General features: G+C 72.8%; 14 protein-coding genes. 7 read left to right on the plus strand and 7 right to left on the minus strand.

The genetic code is table 11. The annotated features are described in order from the left end of the window. Positions 1–136 precede the first annotated feature (136 nt). Together CG736_RS00145 and CG736_RS00150 are read left to right on the plus strand one after the other, a co-directional pair. Entirely contained in the window at positions 137–1120 is a 984-nt protein-coding gene (locus CG736_RS00145) for a phosphotransferase family protein (RefSeq protein WP_100584085.1), read from the plus strand. A gap of 169 nt (positions 1121–1289) precedes the next feature. Continuing rightward, positions 1290–2135 carry a hypothetical protein gene (locus CG736_RS00150; RefSeq protein WP_100584086.1) on the plus strand — a complete coding sequence of 282 codons (846 nt, stop codon included), beginning with the start codon at positions 1290–1292 and terminating at the stop codon, positions 2133–2135. Positions 2136–2180: 45 nt separating this feature from the next. Here the strand turns inward: CG736_RS00150 and CG736_RS00155 are convergent, their stop codons facing one another. Then, entirely contained in the window at positions 2181–2786 is a 606-nt protein-coding gene (locus CG736_RS00155; RefSeq protein WP_100584087.1) for an AAA family ATPase, read from the minus strand. Between the two features lie 345 nt (positions 2787–3131). On the opposite strand from CG736_RS00155, the gene CG736_RS00160 reads away from it, so the two are divergent. Beyond that, on the plus strand, positions 3132–4409 hold the full coding sequence (locus CG736_RS00160; protein ID WP_198520302.1) for an MFS transporter: 1278 nt from the start codon (positions 3132–3134) through the stop codon (positions 4407–4409). A gap of 118 nt (positions 4410–4527) precedes the next feature. Here the strand turns inward: CG736_RS00160 and CG736_RS00165 are convergent, their stop codons facing one another. After that, positions 4528–4821, minus strand: a complete 294-nt coding sequence (locus CG736_RS00165) for an alpha/beta hydrolase (protein WP_100584088.1) — start codon at positions 4819–4821, stop codon at positions 4528–4530. Between the two features lie 191 nt (positions 4822–5012). On the opposite strand from CG736_RS00165, the gene CG736_RS37270 reads away from it, so the two are divergent. Then, on the plus strand, positions 5013–5312 hold the full coding sequence (locus CG736_RS37270; RefSeq protein ID WP_157815329.1) for a hypothetical protein: 300 nt from the start codon (positions 5013–5015) through the stop codon (positions 5310–5312). Positions 5313–5823: 511 nt separating this feature from the next. Here CG736_RS37270 and CG736_RS00175 read toward each other — a convergent pair. Together CG736_RS00175 and CG736_RS00180 are read right to left on the minus strand one after the other, a co-directional pair. Further along, a complete protein-coding gene (locus tag CG736_RS00175) occupies positions 5824–6654 on the minus strand; it encodes an arylamine N-acetyltransferase (RefSeq protein ID WP_232733705.1) in 831 nt (276 codons plus the stop codon). Positions 6655–6981: 327 nt separating this feature from the next. After that, positions 6982–10977 (minus strand): LPXTG cell wall anchor domain-containing protein, encoded by a 3996-nt coding sequence (locus tag CG736_RS00180; protein ID WP_100584091.1) that lies wholly within the window; start codon positions 10975–10977, stop codon positions 6982–6984. Between the two features lie 724 nt (positions 10978–11701). Here CG736_RS00180 and CG736_RS00185 point away from each other — a divergent pair. After that, the gene (locus CG736_RS00185; protein ID WP_100584092.1) at positions 11702–11974 is read left to right on the plus strand and encodes a hypothetical protein; all 273 of its coding nucleotides are present in this window, start codon (positions 11702–11704) and stop codon (positions 11972–11974) included. Between the two features lie 135 nt (positions 11975–12109). On the opposite strand, the gene CG736_RS00190 is transcribed toward CG736_RS00185, so the two are convergent. From CG736_RS00190 to CG736_RS00200, 3 genes are all read right to left on the minus strand, one after another. Continuing rightward, the gene (locus CG736_RS00190) at positions 12110–12439 is read right to left on the minus strand and encodes a DUF1330 domain-containing protein (protein ID WP_100584093.1); all 330 of its coding nucleotides are present in this window, start codon (positions 12437–12439) and stop codon (positions 12110–12112) included. 247 nt (positions 12440–12686) lie between these two features. After that, positions 12687–13262 carry a GNAT family N-acetyltransferase gene (locus tag CG736_RS00195; protein WP_100584094.1) on the minus strand — a complete coding sequence of 192 codons (576 nt, stop codon included), beginning with the start codon at positions 13260–13262 and terminating at the stop codon, positions 12687–12689. 224 nt (positions 13263–13486) lie between these two features. Further along, positions 13487–14455 carry an MBL fold metallo-hydrolase gene (locus CG736_RS00200; RefSeq protein WP_100584095.1) on the minus strand — a complete coding sequence of 323 codons (969 nt, stop codon included), beginning with the start codon at positions 14453–14455 and terminating at the stop codon, positions 13487–13489. A gap of 243 nt (positions 14456–14698) precedes the next feature. Between CG736_RS00200 and CG736_RS00205 the strand changes: the two genes are divergently transcribed. Together CG736_RS00205 and CG736_RS00210 are read left to right on the plus strand one after the other, a co-directional pair. Next, entirely contained in the window at positions 14699–14980 is a 282-nt protein-coding gene (locus CG736_RS00205) for a hypothetical protein (RefSeq protein WP_100584096.1), read from the plus strand. 159 nt (positions 14981–15139) lie between these two features. Next, positions 15140–17596, plus strand: a complete 2457-nt coding sequence (locus CG736_RS00210; RefSeq protein WP_100584097.1) for a hypothetical protein — start codon at positions 15140–15142, stop codon at positions 17594–17596. The last annotated feature ends 79 nt before the right edge of the window (positions 17597–17675 follow it).

Below are 17675 nucleotides of genomic sequence, written 5' to 3' on the forward strand. Positions count from 1 at the left end.
TCAATTCCGACCTGGAACCCAGGGTCGGTTCTGCCGCCGGAACACCGGGAACCCACGGGGACGAGTGCCTGTGCTCGTGCGGGTGGATCACCGGGCCCGGAGGACGCGTCGTCCGTGGTTCCGATAGCCTCCCGTCGTGACCGAAGGCGGGGGCGGAGCGCAACTCGACGGCGATCCCGGGGTGCCGGGCCGGGGCGCCACGCGGGCGTGGGTGGAGCGTCAACTCCCCGATGGGGAGCGGATAGCGGGCGACGAGCGGCTGCGCGGTGGTTGGACCTCGGAGATGCGCAGGCTCCGCATCGAGGGGCCTGGTGGCCGACGGGACCTGGTGCTGCGGTCCTTCGTGAAGCCCTTCTTCGTCCAGCACGCGGACGGTCTGCTGTCCCGCGAAGCCGCGATCCTGCGTCTGCTCGGGGCCACGGACGTGCCTGCGGCCACGCTCCTGGACGTGGACGCGACCGCGACGTACTGCGACCACCCGTCCCTGCTGATGTCACTGCTGCCCGGGGCCGTCCGCCTGGACGACCGGGACGCCGAACGCCGGGCCGATCTGCTGGCCGGGCAGTTGGTGCGCATCCATCGGGTCGAGGTCCCGCGCGACGCGAGGCCGCGGGCCTGGCAGGCCTGGACGTCGCCGGAGCGGGTGACGATCCCTCAGGACACGCTGCGGCCCGAGCTCTGGCAGCGCGCCGTCGACGTCATCCGGCAGGACCCGCCCGCTCACGACTCCTGTTTCCTGCACCGGGACTTCCATCCGGGCAACGTCCTCTTCGACGGTCAGGGCGACGACCTCCGCATCAGCGGTGTGGTCGACTGGGTGGAGACCTCGTGGGGACCGGCCGACCTCGATGTGGCCCACTGCTCGACGGCCCTGTCCCTGCTCCACGGCGTCTCCCTCGGAATGGCCTTCGCGGACCGCTACCTCGCCGCGGGCGGGCACCTCGCCGAGCAGCGCGCGGCGCACCTGTACTGGCGGGTCGTCGACGCCCTGGCCTTCGCGCCGGACGCGGAGAAGGTCGCCGTCCCCTGGCGCGAGCTCGGCCGCACGGACCTGAGCCCCGCCCTTCTGGGCAGCAGACTGGAGGAGTACCTCCACGCTCTGTTCGAGCGCTACGCGTAGCTCGCCGATGCCCGAGTGCCCGGACGTGCGATCCGTCCGCAGCACAGCCCTCCAGGTCCGGCAGCCCGCTGAACAGGGCAGCCGACCGGCGTGACCAGGCGCCGGCGTCGGGGCCGTGGTGGCGTCGCCCCGTAGAGTGGCCGCTCGCCCACCGGGAGAGGACTGCGTCGTGCGCGAGCGTTCCGGCATTCTGTTCGTCACCGATCTCGCATATCCGGCGCAGGGACGCCGGTACTGCGACGAGGACATCTTCCTGTCTTCGCGACTGCGCGAGGACTTCGATCTGGCCCTGTGCCATCCGCGGGACGCGGTCGCGTTGATGGACCGCTTCGACGCGGTCGTCGTGCGCAACAGCGGGCCGGTGCTGTACTACCGGGACGCGTTCGAGGAGTTCCGCCGACAGGCCGGTGCGCGCGCCACCCGCGTCTACAACCCGTTGACGGGCCGCGGCGACATGGCCGGCAAGGGCTACCTGGTGGAGCTGACCCGGGCCGGATTCCCGGTCATACCCACCGTCGACCGGCCGGCCGACGCCCACCTGCTGCCGCGCGCCGAGCGGTACGTGGTGAAGCCGGCCGCCGGCGCCGACTCGATCGGACTCTCCGTCGTGGACCGCGCGGAGCTGGCCGACCTGGAGCGAGCGGGCACGCAGGAGCTGCTCGTCCAGCCGCTGGTCGACTTCCGCTACGAGGTGTCGTTCTACTTCGTCGACGACGCCTTCCAGTACGCCCTCCATGCACCGGATCCCGCCCGCCGCTGGGAGTTGACGCCCTACCCGGCGACGCAGGCCGACCTGGCCTTCGCCCGCCGGTTCATCGACTGGAACACCCTCGACCACGGCATCCAACGGGTGGACGCCTGCCGCACCACCGACGGGGAACTGCTGCTCGTGGAGCTGGAGGACCTCAACCCGTACCTGTCGCTGGACGTCGTCCCCCAGGAGCAGCGGGCCGCGTTCGTGGTCGCGATGGCGGACTCGATCCGCCGCCTGCTGCGGGCCGGGAAGGACGCCTGACGACCCGGCCGCGAAGCGGGCTGCACCCGGGCCGTCGCGGGCCGGTCAGGCCAGGGCGGCGGCCAGGCGCTGCGGGAGGGTGTCGTAGGGGTGGCAGTCGACCACGGGCAGACGGTGGACGCGGGCCTGGTCGGCGAGCCAGTGGGAGTAGCGGGCGCTGACCTGGGCCCGGGCGGGCTGGGGGCCCAGGTCGGGCTCGCGGTGGGCGTAGTTGGCGCCGATGCGCGCGGGGTCGCCCTCGTGGAGGAAGACCGTGTGCAGGCGGCGGCGGTGGGCGGCGACTTCGGCCGCGGCCCGTGCGGCGGCGCGAGGGGTGAGGTAGTCGCCCTCCACGATGGCGGGCGCGTCCACGCTCAAGCGGTTGCGCACCACACCGAGCAGGGCCTCGTCCAGGGCGTGTGCGGTGGCGATCTGCAGATCCAGAACACGGTCGGGGCCCAGCTCCGCCTCCGGGTCCCGGTAGGCGGCGAACTGGTGCAGCGCGGGGTGGGTCGCCGGCGTCGTGGCCGCCTGGAGCGCGGCCACCACGTCGTCGAATTCGACGGTGAACGCACCATGGGCGGCAGCCAGGCCCGCAGCGGCGCGGCTCTTGCCGACGCCCGAGGCGCCGCCGATCAACAGAACGTCCCAGGAGCGAAGGTCGGTGCGCATACCGCCACGGTAGAGGCCCCGGGAACCCGGGTGACAGGCGGGTCCGACCATGCCATCGCCACCGCCGTCGCCCGGCCCGGACGGACGGCCGGTGGAGGCAACCCGACAGCGGATAAGGCCCGTTGTTGACGGATCGCCGGATACGGGAGCAGCGAGCACGCTCTCCTGAGATGATCTTGAAGCCTTGATTCGCAGACCGGTGTCGCCGTGAGCGGATCGATGGAGGCGACTCCGGCTGAATCCCGCGCCGGGGTTCGCCGAGGCGTTCGACGCGCGGCTCGCTCCCGGGCACCGCGCCGCGCCGTCCGTCCCCGCCCAGCCGTGATCGACGTTCAGGAGTAGCACGTGAGTCGGACCAGCACGCTGTCCCCCGACGACTGCCAGGAGGACACCGCCCCGGACCGTCGGCCCTGGCTGGTGCGCCGGGGGTTACTCCTCGAGTCCGGACCCCAGCGCAGACTGGCCCTCGGAGGCTTCATCAACCAGCTCGGCACCGCGGCCTTCCTGGCCACGGCGCCGCTGTACGCCCTGCGGGTGATCGGCCTGCCGATCGAGCAGGTCGGCCTCGGCCTCGGGGTCGCCGGAGTGGTCGGCCTGCTCGCCGGCCCGCCCGTCGGTCACCTCGCCGACCGCCGCGGCCCGCACGGCGTCTTCCTGGTCACCCTGCTGATCCAGGCCGTGGCCATGGTGTCGCTGCTGTTCGCCCACTCGTTCGTGGCGTTCATGGCGGCGGTGGCGGTGACCGACCTGGCCGGCGCCTCGGGGGGCGCGGCGCGCGGGCCGATGATCCGCCGGTTCGGCGGTGACGAGGTGCCGAGGTTCCGCTCCTACCTGCGCTCGGCCGCCTTCCTGGCCAGTACCTTCGGCGCACTGGCAGCCGGTGTGGTGATCCAGCTCGACACCGGCTCCGCCTACCGCGCGCTCGTCCTGGCCAACGCCCTGACCTTCGTCGGCTGCGCGGCCGTCATGCTCCGGCTGCCCGGGCTGGAGCCGTTGCCGGCCTCGACCGGGTCGGACCGGTGGCTCGCGATGAAGGACAGGCCGTACCTGGCGTTCGTCGTGCTGGACGGCATCCTGTGGATCCAGGGCGAGGTGGTGACCTACGCCCTGCCGCTGTGGGTGGTCCTGCACACCCATGCACCGCGCTGGTTCGCCGGCATCGCGCTCGCCGTCAACACCGTGATGGTGGTCGTCCTTCAGATCCGGACCAGCCGCGGGATCAAGGGCGGCCAGGCCGCCGGCCGGGCCACCCGGCGCGCCGGGCTGGCGTTCCTGGTCGGCATGGCGGTCATCGCGATGGCCTCGGACCTGCCGGGCTGGGCCGCCGCAGCGACCATGACGGCCGGCGTCGCCGTCCACACCGTGGGTTCGCTGTGGCACGCGGCCGGGTCGATGGAGTTGCGGTTCCGACTGGCCCCCGCCCATGCGCAGGGCCAGTACTCCGGCGTGTTCGGCATCGGCATGGGCCTCTGCTACACCGTCGCTCCGGGCCTGCTCGGCCTGCTCTGCCTGAGCTGGGGCGTCCCCGGCTGGCTGGTGATGGGCGGCGTCTTCGTCGCGGCCGGCCTGGCCATGCCGGTCGTGGTCCGGTGGGCCGGACAGTCCCGGGAGCTCGGCGTCTGAGCGGGCGGACCGGAGCCCGGGCCAGCCGGTCCGGGCCCCGTTCGAGCGGACCCCGAGCTGCACCGGAGGCCCTGTCTTCACGGCTTCCCGGACCCGGCCGGGCCCAGGACGACCCCCGTCAGCGGGCGTCGCCGGTGAGGAAGTCGAGGAGGATCTGCCGGCTGGTCTGGGAGGTCAGGCTGCCGTACGCGTCGTCGAAAGCGTGCTCGGCGAAGGGCAGTTGCCTGACTTCGGTGGGGACGCCCTGCTTCTTGAGCGCGTCGCCGAAGGCGGTGACGGTCTCGGGGCGGGCGCTGCGGTCGCGGTCTCCGACGACGAGGAGGGTGCGGGGCAGGCCGGGGCGGACGTCGGAGGTCGGGGAGACCTCGCGGTAGCGGTCGGGGTACTGCTGCGGGGTGCCGCCGGTGAACATCTCTCATGTGATGGGCGACCACGTCGTGCAGTTCACGCGCGATGCGGGCACGTTCCTCCAGGACGGTGCGGTGCGCCCGCTCCTGCGCGAGAGCGCTCTCCTGCTCGGCGAGCAGCACCCGGACCTCCCGCGTCCGGTGGACCGCCGTCGCGGCCGCCGCTACGCCGGCCAGCATCGCCAGCACGATCGCCGTGAAGTACCACGGGCCGATCCCGCCCGGCACCGCCTGCAGGACCAGCAGCAACGCAGCGCTCAACACCAGCGTCTCGACCATCACCCGCAGCGGGTTGTGCAACGCGACCAGGAACGACAGCCCGGCGTGCACCGCCCACGCCCACCCCGTGTACGCCCTCAACGGCTCGTGCAGGGACAGCACCGGCAGCATCGCCAGCGACACCCACCACGCCGGCAACGGACGCCGCAACGCCACCACGGGCAACACCGCATGGGCCACCCCGACAGACCTCACCGCGAGGTCCTCGGTCGCGTAGACGGCCGCGAACACCGCCACCACGACAACCGCCAACTGCGGCAACCACCTCAGCGGCCCCGGCCCACGCATCGGCGGCATCGGCTGCGGAGCGAACGTGAACAGGTCCGTCCGCACGGTGCTCAGCACTCGGCGCACCCTGTGCTTGTCGGCCCTGTCCATCCGGCCAGTATCGTCCACGCTCTTCACCGATCGACTCCCTACCACCGCCACCCGGAGCTGCCTTCAGGCCGGCAGATCGGCGGCGACCGGGGCACCGGTTGTCGGGCGTCGCCGGATGCAGCGGTGTGCCGACGGGCCCAGAACCCCGAAGCACCCGACGGCTGCCGCCGGCTCCCCGACCATCACTGCAACTGCGAACCTACGACGCAGACCTGCCGGTCGGCCTCACCCCGCAGAGCTGTCCTCCCGACTGGCTCTCAGGTATGGGCCCACCCCGCGGCTCTGGGCGATTCGGCGCCCACCCCGGACCGACGGGCCGTCAGGATGCCGCCCCGTCCGCGCGGGCTGGTTCAGGCCACGGCGGCCGGCGGGCGGAGGGCGGCCGGTGGGGTGATGCCGAAGTCGGACTCCAGCAGGCGGAGCAGCTCGTCGGAGTCGTCGATCTCCTCGTGGTGGACGGCTCCGTCGGGTCCGGTCCGGGTGACAGTCTTCGTGTCGAGCAGCAGGTGGTGTCCCGTGGCGAAGGTCCGCTGGACGAAGAGTCGGTGGAAGGGCGAGCGCGGGTGGGTGGCGGTGAACCAGTTGCCCAGTTTGAGGTCCGGGACCGGCACCCGGTCGAGGGTGAAGGCGGTCTGGTCCTCCCACTCGCCGCCCCGGAAGGCCTGCATCACCCACACCGGCGCCCAGCCCTCCGTCTCCTCCACCACCAGGCGGTGGCGGCGCCCGCCGGCCTCGTTCACCTGGCCCGGGACCATCGGCAGCGGTTCCAGCAGTGCGCCGAGGCCGCCGAAGCCGACGTCCGCGAGGTACCGGCCCGGGACGCCCGGTACCTCGACGGCCAGCACCATGTGCGTCCGGGGACGCTCCTCCCCCGGCCGCGCGCCGTACCGCACCCGGCCCGAAAGGCGGGTCACCTGGAAGCCCAACTGCTCCAGGACAGCGCCGAACAGGCTGTTGTGCTCGAAGCAGTAACCGCCCCGCGACGACTCGACCAGCTTGGCCTGGAGATCGTCGAGGTCCAACGACGGCACTCCGCCCGCGACGACGTCCAGATTCTCGAACGGGATGCCTATGACGTGCGCGCGGTGCAGGGAGCGGAAGGTTTCGAGCGTCGGCGCCCGACCACCGTCCCAGCCAATGCGCGCGAAGTACTTCTCAAGGTCGACAACCACAAGGACCACTGCCTTTCCACGGAAACATCTGCACCAGAAACCCGCCCCACGACAGCGGAGGCACTCCCCCGCCCACCGGCCCCGCCCCGAACAGCGGGCGACGAAGCCCGACGACAGGACCGGGTACCGGCGAAACCATCCACCACACCCCCACTTGACACCGAGAAACAGCACACGACGGGCCGCAGACCAACACCGACAAGCCGAGGCAACAACCAGCGCCCGCACACACATTCCCCAGGCCGGACCACCCGCACGAGAACGGCAGGGGACCGCCCCCGAAGCCCGAAGGCCCCGGGGGCGGTCCGCACTGAACGAGCGGTGAATCCGCGGGCGTTACCCCACGAACCGGTCCGCGTTCGCCCGGCGCCGTGCCCGATACAGCAGCACACCGCCCAGCGTCAGCAGCCCGCCACCGGCCAGACCCACCGCGGCGAGACCCGCCGGCGAACCCGTGTCCGGCAGGTGACCGCCACCACCGCCGTGCTTCGGCGGCGCGGTCGGACGGGGAATCTTCACGCAGCCCTCGCCCTTCTCCTTCTCCGGGCACTCCGAGACCGTCACGCACAGCGACACCGGCCGACTCTTCACCAGCTGGCCCTGCGGGTCACGGCCCGAAGCCGTCGCCGTGTTGATCACGTGACCGGCCTTCGCGTCCTCCGCCGTGACCACATAGGTCCCGTGGCAGGTCGTGCTCCCACCCGGGTTCAACGTCCTCGCGTCGCAGGTGACCTGCGCGACCCGGTCATCGGCAACAGCGACGTCCGTCAGCACCGTCGTCCCGGTGTTCGTCACCGTGTACGTGTACGTCACGGTGTCACCCACCTGCGCGGAGCCCGACACATCGGCCTGCTTGGTGATCGACAGCGACGACGCACCCGACGTGGTCTCCACCGTCGCCTCGCCCGGCGGGCTCTCCACCGGATCGCCTTCCGGGTCCACACCGCTCGCGCGGGCCTTGTTGGTCACGTGCCCGGCCTCGACGTCGTCCTCGGTGATCACGTACGAGCCGTGGCACACCGTGCGGGCGCCCGGGTTCAGCGTCGTCGCGTCGCAGGTCACCGACGTCACGTGGTCGTCCGAGACCGCGATGCCGTGGACGGCGACGGTGCCGGTGTTGGTGACGGTGTACGTGTACTGCACCGTGTCACCCACCCGGAACGGACCCGCGGCGTCGGCCTTCTTCACGATGGACAGCTTGGCCTCGCCCACCACGGGGATGTCCACCTCGCCCGGCGGGCTCTCCACCGCACGACCCTCGGGGTCCTTGCCCGACGCATGAGCCTTGTTCAGCACGTGGCCCGCCGCCACGTCCGCGGCAGTGATCACGTAGGAGCCGTGGCAGAGCGTGCTCTGACCCGGGTTCAGCGTCGTCGCGTCGCACGTCACACCGGCCACGTGGTCGTCCGTGACGGCGATGTCGTGGACGGCGACGGTGCCGGTGTTCTTGACGGTGTACGTGTAGTGGACCGTGTCACCGACGTGGAACGGGCCCGCGCTGTCGGCCTTCTTCTCGATCGACAGGTGCGCCTCGCTCACGACGGTGACCGTGGCGTCGTCGGGCGGGCTCTGCACCGGCCGCCCCTCGGGGTCGGTGCCGTTCGCGTGCGCCGTGTTGGTCACGTGACCCACTGCCGCGTCCGCCGCGGTGATGACGTAGGAACCGTGGCAGAGCGTGCTCGCACCCGGGTTCAGCGTCGTCGCGTCACACGTCACACCGGCCACGTGGTCGTCCGCGACCGTGATGCCGTGGATCACCCTGGTACCGGTGTTGGTGACGGTGTACGTGTAGTGCACGGTGTCGCCCACGTGGAACGGGCCGGCGCTGTTCGCGGTCTTCTCGATCGACAGCACCGCCTCGCCCACGACGGTGACCGTGGCGTCGTCGGGCGGGCTCGCCACCGGCTCGCCGTCCGGGCCGGTGCCGTTCGCGTGCGCGGTGTTCGTCACGTGACCGGCCTGCACGTCCGCCGCCGTGATGACGTAGGAGCCGTGGCAGAGCGTGCTCGCGCCCGGGTTCAGCGTCGTCGCGTCGCACGTCACACCGGCCACATGGTCGTCCGCGACCGTGACGTCGTGGATGGCCAGCGTGCCCGTGTTGGTGACGGTGTACGTGTAGTGGACGGTCTCGCCCAGCCGGAACGGACCCGCGGAGTCCGCCGTCTTCTCGATGCCGAGCCGCGCCTCGCCCGCCACGGGCAGCCGCACCTCGGCCGGCGGACTCAGAACCGTGTCCCCGTCCGGGTTCGTGGCGGCCGCCTCGGCCCTGTTCGTGAGGTGGCCGAGCGCCAGGTCGGCGGCGGTCACCACGTACGTGGCGTGGCAGGTGGTGCTCGCGCCGAGGTTCAGGGTCGTCGCGTTGCAGGTGACCGGCGTCGCGTGGTCGTCCGTGACCAGGAGCTGGTCGAGCACCGTCTGCCCGGTGTTGGTCACCGTGTACGTGTAGGTGACGGTCTGGCCGACGTGGACGGGGCCTGCCGTGTCCGCCGCCTTGGCGAGGGACAGGGACGACGGGCCGACGACCTCGACGGTGGCCTGTGTCTCCGGGGAGGTGACCGGCTGGTCGTCGGCGATGCCGTGCGCGACCGCGTGGTTGGTGACCTGGCCTGCGTCCGCGTCGGCGGCGGTGATCACGTAGGTGCCGTGGCACTGTGTGCGGTCCCCGGGGGATCCTCGGGGGGCGAGGGTCGAGGAGTCGCAGGTGATGCCGGTGACCTTGTCGTCCGTGACGGAGACGTTGTTCAGCTGCGTGCCGCCGGTGTTGCTCACGGTGTACGTGTAGTGGACGGTGTCGCCCACGTGGAACGGGCCGGGCTCGTCCACGTGCTTGAGGACGTCGATGCTCGGCGGGTCCACCAGCGGGACGTCCTCGGACGCGGGCGGCGAGGTCACCGGGTCGCCGTCGGCCGTACCGGTGGCCTGGGCCGTGTTGGCGACGTGGCCTGCGGCCACGTCCGCCGCGGTGACGGTGTACATCGAGGTGCAGGTGACCGTCTCACCGGGTTGCAGCACGCTCACCGGGCAGCTGACCGGGCCCACCTTCGGGTCGTTGACCGCGAGGTTGTCGATCGGGACGTTGCCGGAGTTGGTGACGACGAAGTCGTACGGGATCTTGCTGCCGACCGTCAGGTTCGCGGGCAGGGGCTGGTGGGCCTGCTTGACCAGGTTGAGTCCGGGCAGCGGCTCGTCGGTGTTGATCACCACGTTGCGGATCAGGTGCACGTCGGTGAACAGGCCCGTCGAACCGGCGAAGCCGAACTTGTAGGTCGAGGGGACCGGTTGGGGCGCCGGGGTCTGGAGGACCTGGTGCGGGCCGGTGCCGTCGTTGAAGTCGACGGTGACGGTCAGCACCGGGGCCGGGGCCGGGGTCAGGTGGACGTTGACCCGGCGGCGGGACGGCTCCAGCAGCGCCTGGGCCTGGGCCGGCGTCACGTCGGGCGGGAGGAAGGTCAGCGGGCCCTGCAGTTGGCCCGGAAGCGTCGACGGCCAGGGGCCGGTGGTCGAGAAGTTGCTGGTCGTCGCGGTGAGGAAGCAGTAGCCGTCCTCGTCGTGGCCGGGGCCGCGGACGGTGACCATATTGGGGCCGGGAGCCGGGACGTGGAAGGCCGTGCCGGCGGGGGAACGGGTGGTGCAGCCGTTGCCGCGGTGCTCCCAGTCGCCGAAGTAGTTGCCGAGGACGTCGAGGCCGACGCCGAGGTAGCCCCGGTCGACGCCGGGCAGGATGGCCAGGTTGGGGTCGTCGTCGGGCAGCTTCTGCGCGTAGCCGAGGCTGCCGCCGAACGCCCCCGGGTGTGCGAGCGAGACATCACCGTTGACCAGGAAGAACGAGATGCCGTCGGCCGGGGTGGCGGGCGTGGTGCTGCCGTACTGCCACTGGTCGAAGGTCACGTCCAGGCCGTTGCCGGCCGGCAGTGCCTGGTTGAACAGCACCGCGCCGTTCTGGTCGTTGGCGGAATCGGTGATCCGCAGGTAGCCGAACGGCGCGCTGTCCAGCGGCGGCACCGGACCGATCTCCGTGATCGGACAGCCGGTCAGCTGGCGGCCGTCCGGCGGGAGGGGCGTCGTGACGGGTCCGCCGGTGAGACAGGCCGAGCCCACCGCGACGAATCTCGGGTCCGCCGTCGCACCGGTGAAGTCCTCCTGGAGCAGCGGGGAACCGGTGGCCAGGACACGCTCCGGCGCGGCGGCAGCACGGCGAGGGGCGGGGCCGACGGCCTGGGCGCCGAGGGTGGCGGCCAGACCCGTACCGACCAGACCGAGAGTGGCTGCGGCGCTGATGAGGCGGGCCGTGCGGGATCTGAGCCGCCCCGGTCCGCGGAAATGTCTCGTCATGCCCTTGACTATGTGCAGCCACTACCAAGAGTTATCAGTTTGTACTATCTGTGGTCCTAGGGAATCCCTCGGATGCGCCAGCCCGGGATGCCGACCGGGCATCAGTCCCGCCGGGATCATGAGGTCCTGATGGGAGATCAGGAGTGTCGCCGCCGCCGACCCCCGCTCGCCGCATCGCGGCCTCGGGGACGTGGCGGGCCGACGGCGGCCGCAGCATCGGCCGACCATACGCTCGACGAGGCGGCCACCTGCGCGACGCCGACCGGCCCAGCGGACCGGCCGTCGCCCCATCCGCCACCGCACCGAGTCGCGGCGCCCGTGAGCGACGCCGCACGACCGGAGCTGCACGGCCGGACCGGCCAGGACGAGGCACGGCGACCCGACAGGTCTGAAATCTCACCCACCGTACATCAAGGCATTTCTGACGATCCGTCAGACTCGCTCGGCCGCCGACGCGCGTGCAGCCGAACCGGGCCCACCGCCCGATCGACCCGGCAGGCGACGCCGGCAGCCGGGATCCGCCTCCGCTGCGCCGCTGGAGCAGCCACCCAAGGGTGAACATACGATCCGATCTTTCTCTGGCGGGACAAGGGTTCATGACGCCTCGTCAGCTCCAGACGGACGCACAGCCCCGTTGCAGGCTTCCGGCTCCCATGTCGTCCTGGAGTCGTCGGGGTCACCACAGGCCCCGCCGCACAACCGAACTACTCGGAGGAGAATTTCCATGCGTGCTGTCAAGCGTGTCCTGGCCGTCACTGCCCTCGCCGCCCCCCTCGTGATCGGCTGCGCCGGACTCGCCTCCGCTCACGAAGGCTTCCACGAGGGCCCCGAGGCCCACTTCGCCCAGGCCCAGTTCATCGCGAACGAGGAGGGCGCCGGCGAGGCGGGCGTCGCCTCCGTCGTCTCCCCGCACGGCGTCGACCACATCGCCGGCTGGGTGTTCGCGGGCGACGAGGGTGTCTCCGGCTCGTTCACCGACTCCGGCGCAAGCTTCTGAGCGCTGACCTCGGCTGAGGGGCCCAGGTCGAAGGGCTGACTTCGAACCAGGCGCCCGGCGGGTATTCCACCCGCCGGGCGCCTTCGCGTTCCGGCGGACCCGACGAGCACCCACGCTCGACGCCGCCGGGAGCCCTCAGTGCTCGGCTAGGGAGCGCTCGGCCCGGTAGCCGTCGGGGACGCCCTCGACGAGGATCGCGTCGGCCGTCATGTGGCGGGTGCGCAGGTGCAGGATGTCCTGATAGGCGGGCGAGTCGTACCAGGCGCGGGCCTGCCGGTAGTCGGGGAACTCGATCAGGATCAGCCCCATCTTTCCCCAACTCCCCTCCACCGTCTCGAACTTGCCACGATGGACCAGGAAGCGGCCGCCGAACGCATCGAGGGTGGCGTCGATCCGCCGGAGGTATTCGACGGTGTCGGGGCAGGGTTCGACGGCGTGGACCTGGGCCAGGGCGTAGGCGGGCATCGTGGCGCTCCCAGAGGATCGGGGTCGGGCTGACGTCCATGACGCTACGCAGCGGCCGGGCGGAGGGAATCGGTCACGAATAGGTAAGCCGCCTGGGTGGAGCACCCCAGGTGCACGACAGCGTGCAGCGCCGCACCGCCGACGTCCCGCCCGGTCCCGCCCGGTTCCGCACCTCTGCCCGCCCGACGGCCGGGCCGACGCGACGTCGATCGCGTCGGCCGCCGGGGGCCGGTTCGTGGCGGTGGGGTCAGGCCTTCCACTCCCGGGCGAGCATGGCGTAGACGCACTCGCTGCCCCAGCGGTCGCCGTCGAGGTCGCTCTCGATCAGGTGGGCCTCCAGGCGCATGCCGAGGCGCTCGCAGACCCGGGCGGAGGCGGTGTTGAGGGCGTCGAGCCGAGCGAAGACGCGGTGAACTCCCAGGGATTCGAAGGCAGTTGCGGCGAGGGCGCGGGCGGCTTCGGTGGCGTAGCCCTGACCGGCGTACTCCGGGTTGAAGACCCAGCCGATCTCGGCCTGGCGGGCGCGGGCGTTGGTGAGGATGACCACGACCTCGCCGAGGACGCCGGGCTGATCGGCACGGCAGACGGCCCACAGGAGGCTGTCCCCGTCGGCGCTCCAGCCGGCGTGGGCGCGGGTGCGGATGGACTCCTCGCAGCCCTCGCGGGTGAGCGCCGGGCGGTAGAGGTAGCGGACGACCTCGGGCAGCGCCTGGTAGGCGTACCGGTCGTCGGTGTCGTCCACGGTGAACGGGCGCAGGATCAGCCGCTCGGTGGCGATGCTGGCCGGGATGGTCGCCGGGGCGTGGAGCGCGGCATCGGTCATGGGTCCCCCTGGTGGTGTCGTCCGGCGGTGGGTGGCTCCACCGTGGCGTCTGCACACCATAGTTGACGTCGGGACAGGGGTGTCGGGGCTGTCGACGGACCTCGGCGCCGGCCCCGTCCCGTCGAGTCGCGGCGGTTCAGCAGGACCGGGGCGAAGGAGGTCACGGCCCCGCCCGGAGCGGTGGCTCCCCGCCGCGCCGGGCGGGTGCGGCGGGGGTGGGTCGGTCAGGCCCGCAGGCGGAGCGGGGTCAGGTGCTCGGGGCGGATCAGGCGGGTCTCGGGGGACAGTTCACGGGTCCGGGCGATCAGGCCGTCCAGGTCCATGGCGGTGTCCTGGACGGCGGGGTCGGTGAGCGGGCTCTCGAAGGTGTCCCAGTGCACGGGGATCACCGTGCGAGGGTTGTCGAGGGCCTTGAGGATCCGCGGAACGTAGCGGTGGACGCTGTGAGCGGTGCTCTCCGTCGAGATCATGGCGATGTCGGGCTTCAGCCCGGCGTAGTGCTGCTCGACGAAGTCGCCGGCGCCGGTCAGCAGCGCGGACGGGCCGTCGCCGAGGCGGACCTGGAAGGCGAGGGTGTCGCCCTCCGGGAGGTCGCCGATGGTGCGCGGCGCGGTGGCGGTCGGGCCGGTGAGCGTGCCGGGCACCCAGTACTGGTGCTTGGCGTTGCGGCTGTGCAGGCTGGCCGCCACCTGGACGGTGAACCCGTCGAAGGCGAGGTACTCGCCGCCCTTCACCACGATCAGCTGGTCCGGGTCGACCCCCATCGCCCGGAGCAGGAAGCAGGTGGTGGCCGTTCCGACCACCTGCACGCCCCGGCTCCTTGCGATGTACGGGACGTCGTTGAAGTGGTCCCAGTGGCAGTGGCTGACCAGCACCAGGTCCGGGGTGCCGATGTGGCGGTCGATCAGCTCGGGGGCCACGGTCAGCCGCGTCCTCGGGTTGAAGCCGTCGGTCGGGAACCGCGTGATGTACGGGTCGAACAGCACGGTCTTCCCGTTGCCCTCGATCCGCCAACCGGTGGTGCCGAGCCAGGTGTAGACCGTCTCACCGCCTCCGCCCGGCGCCGGTCCGGGCTCGGTCGCGGCCGCCGTCCCGGCCCCGGCGGCGGCACCCGCGCCGGCCATCGGCAGCAGGGCCGCGCCCGCGACCGCGGTACGCAGCAGGCCTCGTCGTCCTAACGTGTTGTCGTTCATGCGTGGACGGACGATCGCACCGGTCCGGCCGGTTCCGTGGCCCTGACTGAGCATCAACTTTCCCATGGGCCACGGCTCTACCCGGGAAAGGCCTGTTCTTGTGGAGCTTCTCCCGAACGGTCCGGGGCTGGCGGACCGCAGCGGAAGGGAGGGGGTCCGTGCAGCGGGGGTCGACCGGTGGTGGAAGGATCCGGCTGCCTCGGTGAAGTGCCGTGGCACTTTTGGGGCAGGGAGTGTGTGGGCATGGCGATGTTCCGATGGGTGTGCACGGCGCTGATCTGGGCGATGTCCGTGCCGCACCTGGTCCGGGTCCTGGTGCTGGGCCGCAGGCCGCCGCTCCGCCCCGAGCGCCCGACCTCCCTCGGGCTGTGGACCGTCGGCGCGCTGCTGACGCCGATCGGCTGCACGGTGGGCCTGTTCAGCCGGGCCGGGGGCGCTCCGCTGTGGGCGATCGGCACTGCGGTCATGCTGGTCGGCCTCCTGCTGACCGGCTTGGCCTTCCGGAAGCCCCGGGCCCGCGCCTGACGGGGCGTCGGGCGTCTGCGTCGGGCGTCGGCGGCGGGGCCGAACCCCGGGCGGGACGCGGTGTCGACGGTGACAAGTGACGGGCCGCTGCCGCGATGCCCGGGGCGATGGCAAGGTGTACCTCGACACCGAACAGAAGTCGCAACGGGGGAGGACTGTATGGGTGCGGACTGGACCAGCGAGCTGATCGTCCCGGACGAGCAGGGCGCAGCGCCGACGGCGGCGGAGCACCCGCCGACGGTCGCACCGCCCGGGTACCGGCCGTTTCCGCGGATGACGCGGGAGCAGTGCGCGGAGGCGGTGCGGCGCGGGGGCTGGCTGTTCAAGGCCGACGAGGGCCACGACCCGGACGGGTCGGTGCCGGTGGAGGCGGTGGAGGGGGCCTGGCAGGTCGACGCCCACGGTCGTCCGCTGCGGTTCCGGCCCAACCCGCGCTACGGCGCCCCGCTGCCGGAGCAGTCGGTCGGGGACGGCGCGGCGCCGCTGCCGCCGCTGCACGCCGGGCGGCGCCCGGCCGGGCGGGCGCTGCTGGGGTGGTTGGAGGATCCGCACGCGCCCCGGCTGTGCCGGATCGCCGGGTCGAGCGGCAGTGGCCGCAGCCACCTGCTGCACTGGCTGGCCGCCGCGTGCCCGGCGGACGGTCCGCACCCTCGTCGGCGAACCGATGTGCTGCTGTCCGCCGCCGAGTCGACGGTGGACGCCTTCGTGTGGCGGCTCGCCGCGCTGCTGGGCGTGTCGGCGGCCGACCCGGACGAGTTGGTCGCGGCGCTGATCGACGGGGTGCCGCGCGTCCTGGTGGTGACCGACCTCGACCGGGCGGGCGCCGGCCGGCTGTCGGACGCCGCGCAGCGCATCGCCGCGGAGGTGCTGCGGCCGCTGCTGCGGGTGCCGTGGCTGCGGCTGGTGGTGGAGTGCGCCTCCGACACCCCGGCCGCGGCGGCGCTCGACGTGCCCGCCGCCGTGCTCGACCTGGACCAGCCGCAGTGGACCGACCTGGACGCCTTCACCCGGTGGGCGACCGCCCTGGCGGAGCGTCAACTCCCGGCGGAGGTGTACCCGTCGCCCGCGCTGGCTCTGCTGGCCGCCCGCACCGGGGACGGGGTGCTGCTGGACCCGGCGGCCACCCCCGCGCGGAAGGCGGAGACGCTCGCCGAGACCTGGTGGGAGTCGCTGCCCGAACTCGTCCGGGCCCCCGTAGTGGTGCTGGCCTCGGTCCGGGGCGGTCTCGACACCGACCTGTGGGGCGAACTGCCCGGCAGCCTCGGCCCGTTCGCGGTGCACGAGGCGGTCGACCTGCTGCTGCCGGCCGATCCGGACGGGCGGTACCGGGTCTGGCCGGACGCCTTCGCCGAGCGGCTCGCCCGGTCGGGCCTCGACCACCTGTCGATCCGGCAGAACCTCCTCCCGGAGCAGCCCGGCCCGCAGGACGCCGCCCGGCTCGACCTGGTGCTGCGGCACGCCGTCCGGGCTTCGGCCCCGGTCGACGACCTGCTGGCCGACCCGGCCGTCCTGGTGCACGCCGATCCGTCGGCGGTCGGCCTCGCCCTGGAGCACGCGGCCGCCGTCCGGGTCGCGGACGCCGGGCAGCGGGCGGAACTCGCGCAGGCGGAGGCCCGCCGGGAGGCGCTCGCGGACGGCAAGGAGTTCGACGAGGAGCGGGCACGCCAGTTCTCGGACGCCGACCGCACGGCGGCCGGGCGCACGCCCGTGCACCGGGCGTGGCGACTGGCCGGGCCGCGGGTCACCGCCGCCGACGACCCCGCCGAGCGGGCGTCCGCCCTGCACTGCTGGACGGTCGGGCCGGACGGCGACCTCGCGGAACGATTCGCCGAGCTCGCCGGGCACGACTGGCGGGCCCGCTGGGCGTTCGCCGGCGAGAGCGACCCGGTGCACCTGCTCGCCCGGCACGAGGACCGTCTCGCGGTCGCCGTCGGCTGGGACGTCGTGGTGCTCGACCCGGCCACCGGCCGGTCCGCCGGCGAATCGTCTGCGCAGCTGACGGACCGTTCCACGATGGCGCTGGCCGTCGGCCACGAGGGCGGCGCCTGGGCGCTGCGGCGCAGCGGCGCCGTCGAGGAGCTCCGTCCGTCCTCGGACGCCGTGCGGCGGCTGCTGGCCGCCATGGACGACGGGGCGACGGCGATCGCGGCGCGCGGTGGCGAGCAGCGGGCGGTGGCGACGGGCGACGCGGCGGGCCGCGTCCACCTGCTGGACGACCGGGACGGCACGGACCCGGTGCACAGCGACGCCCCGCTCCACGCCTCACCGGTGACGGCGGTCGACCTCGCCCACCACGGCGGCCACCACCTGCTGATCAGCGGCGGCACGGACGGCGCCGTCCAGGCCTGGATGCCCGGCCGGGGCCCGCTCTCGCCGCCCGTGCCGGCCCGGGACGTCCCGGTCACCGCGGTCGCCGTCGCCACCACGCCGGGCGGCCTGGTTTGCGCGGCCGCGTGGACGGACGGCCTGGTCCGCGTCGTCCTGGCCGGCGCCGAGCGGGTCACCCACGACCTGCACCTCGGCGCCCCGGCCGTCGGCCTGGCACTCACCGACGAGGGCCGCCTCTGCGTCGCCACTGCCACCGGCGTCCTGGGCATCGACCTCACCACTGCGTAACGGCCCCACCCGCACCCCGGCCGACCGCCGAACGCCGGCCGGGGTGCACCACCAACGCCGAGCCACCCCCGCCTCCTCC

It is taken from the genome of Kitasatospora sp. CB02891 (assembly GCF_002803145.1).
Lineage (GTDB): Bacteria > Actinomycetota > Actinomycetes > Streptomycetales > Streptomycetaceae > Kitasatospora > Kitasatospora griseola.

Coding starts and splice junctions, on each gene's coding strand:
- CG736_RS00200 (WP_100584095.1), bottom strand. CDS start 14,455: ATGAACGACAACACGTTAGGACGACGAGGCCTGCTGCGTACCGCGGTC.
- CG736_RS00180 (WP_100584091.1), bottom strand. CDS start 10,977: ATGACGAGACATTTCCGCGGACCGGGGCGGCTCAGATCCCGCACGGCC.
- CG736_RS00195 (WP_100584094.1), bottom strand. CDS start 13,262: ATGACCGATGCCGCGCTCCACGCCCCGGCGACCATCCCGGCCAGCATC.
- CG736_RS00205 (WP_100584096.1), top strand. CDS start 14,699: ATGGCGATGTTCCGATGGGTGTGCACGGCGCTGATCTGGGCGATGTCC.
- CG736_RS00185 (WP_100584092.1), top strand. CDS start 11,702: ATGCGTGCTGTCAAGCGTGTCCTGGCCGTCACTGCCCTCGCCGCCCCC.
- CG736_RS00210 (WP_100584097.1), top strand. CDS start 15,140: ATGGGTGCGGACTGGACCAGCGAGCTGATCGTCCCGGACGAGCAGGGC.
- CG736_RS00155 (WP_100584087.1), bottom strand. CDS start 2,786: ATGCGCACCGACCTTCGCTCCTGGGACGTTCTGTTGATCGGCGGCGCC.
- CG736_RS00190 (WP_100584093.1), bottom strand. CDS start 12,439: ATGCCCGCCTACGCCCTGGCCCAGGTCCACGCCGTCGAACCCTGCCCC.
- CG736_RS00165 (WP_100584088.1), bottom strand. CDS start 4,821: ATGTTCACCGGCGGCACCCCGCAGCAGTACCCCGACCGCTACCGCGAG.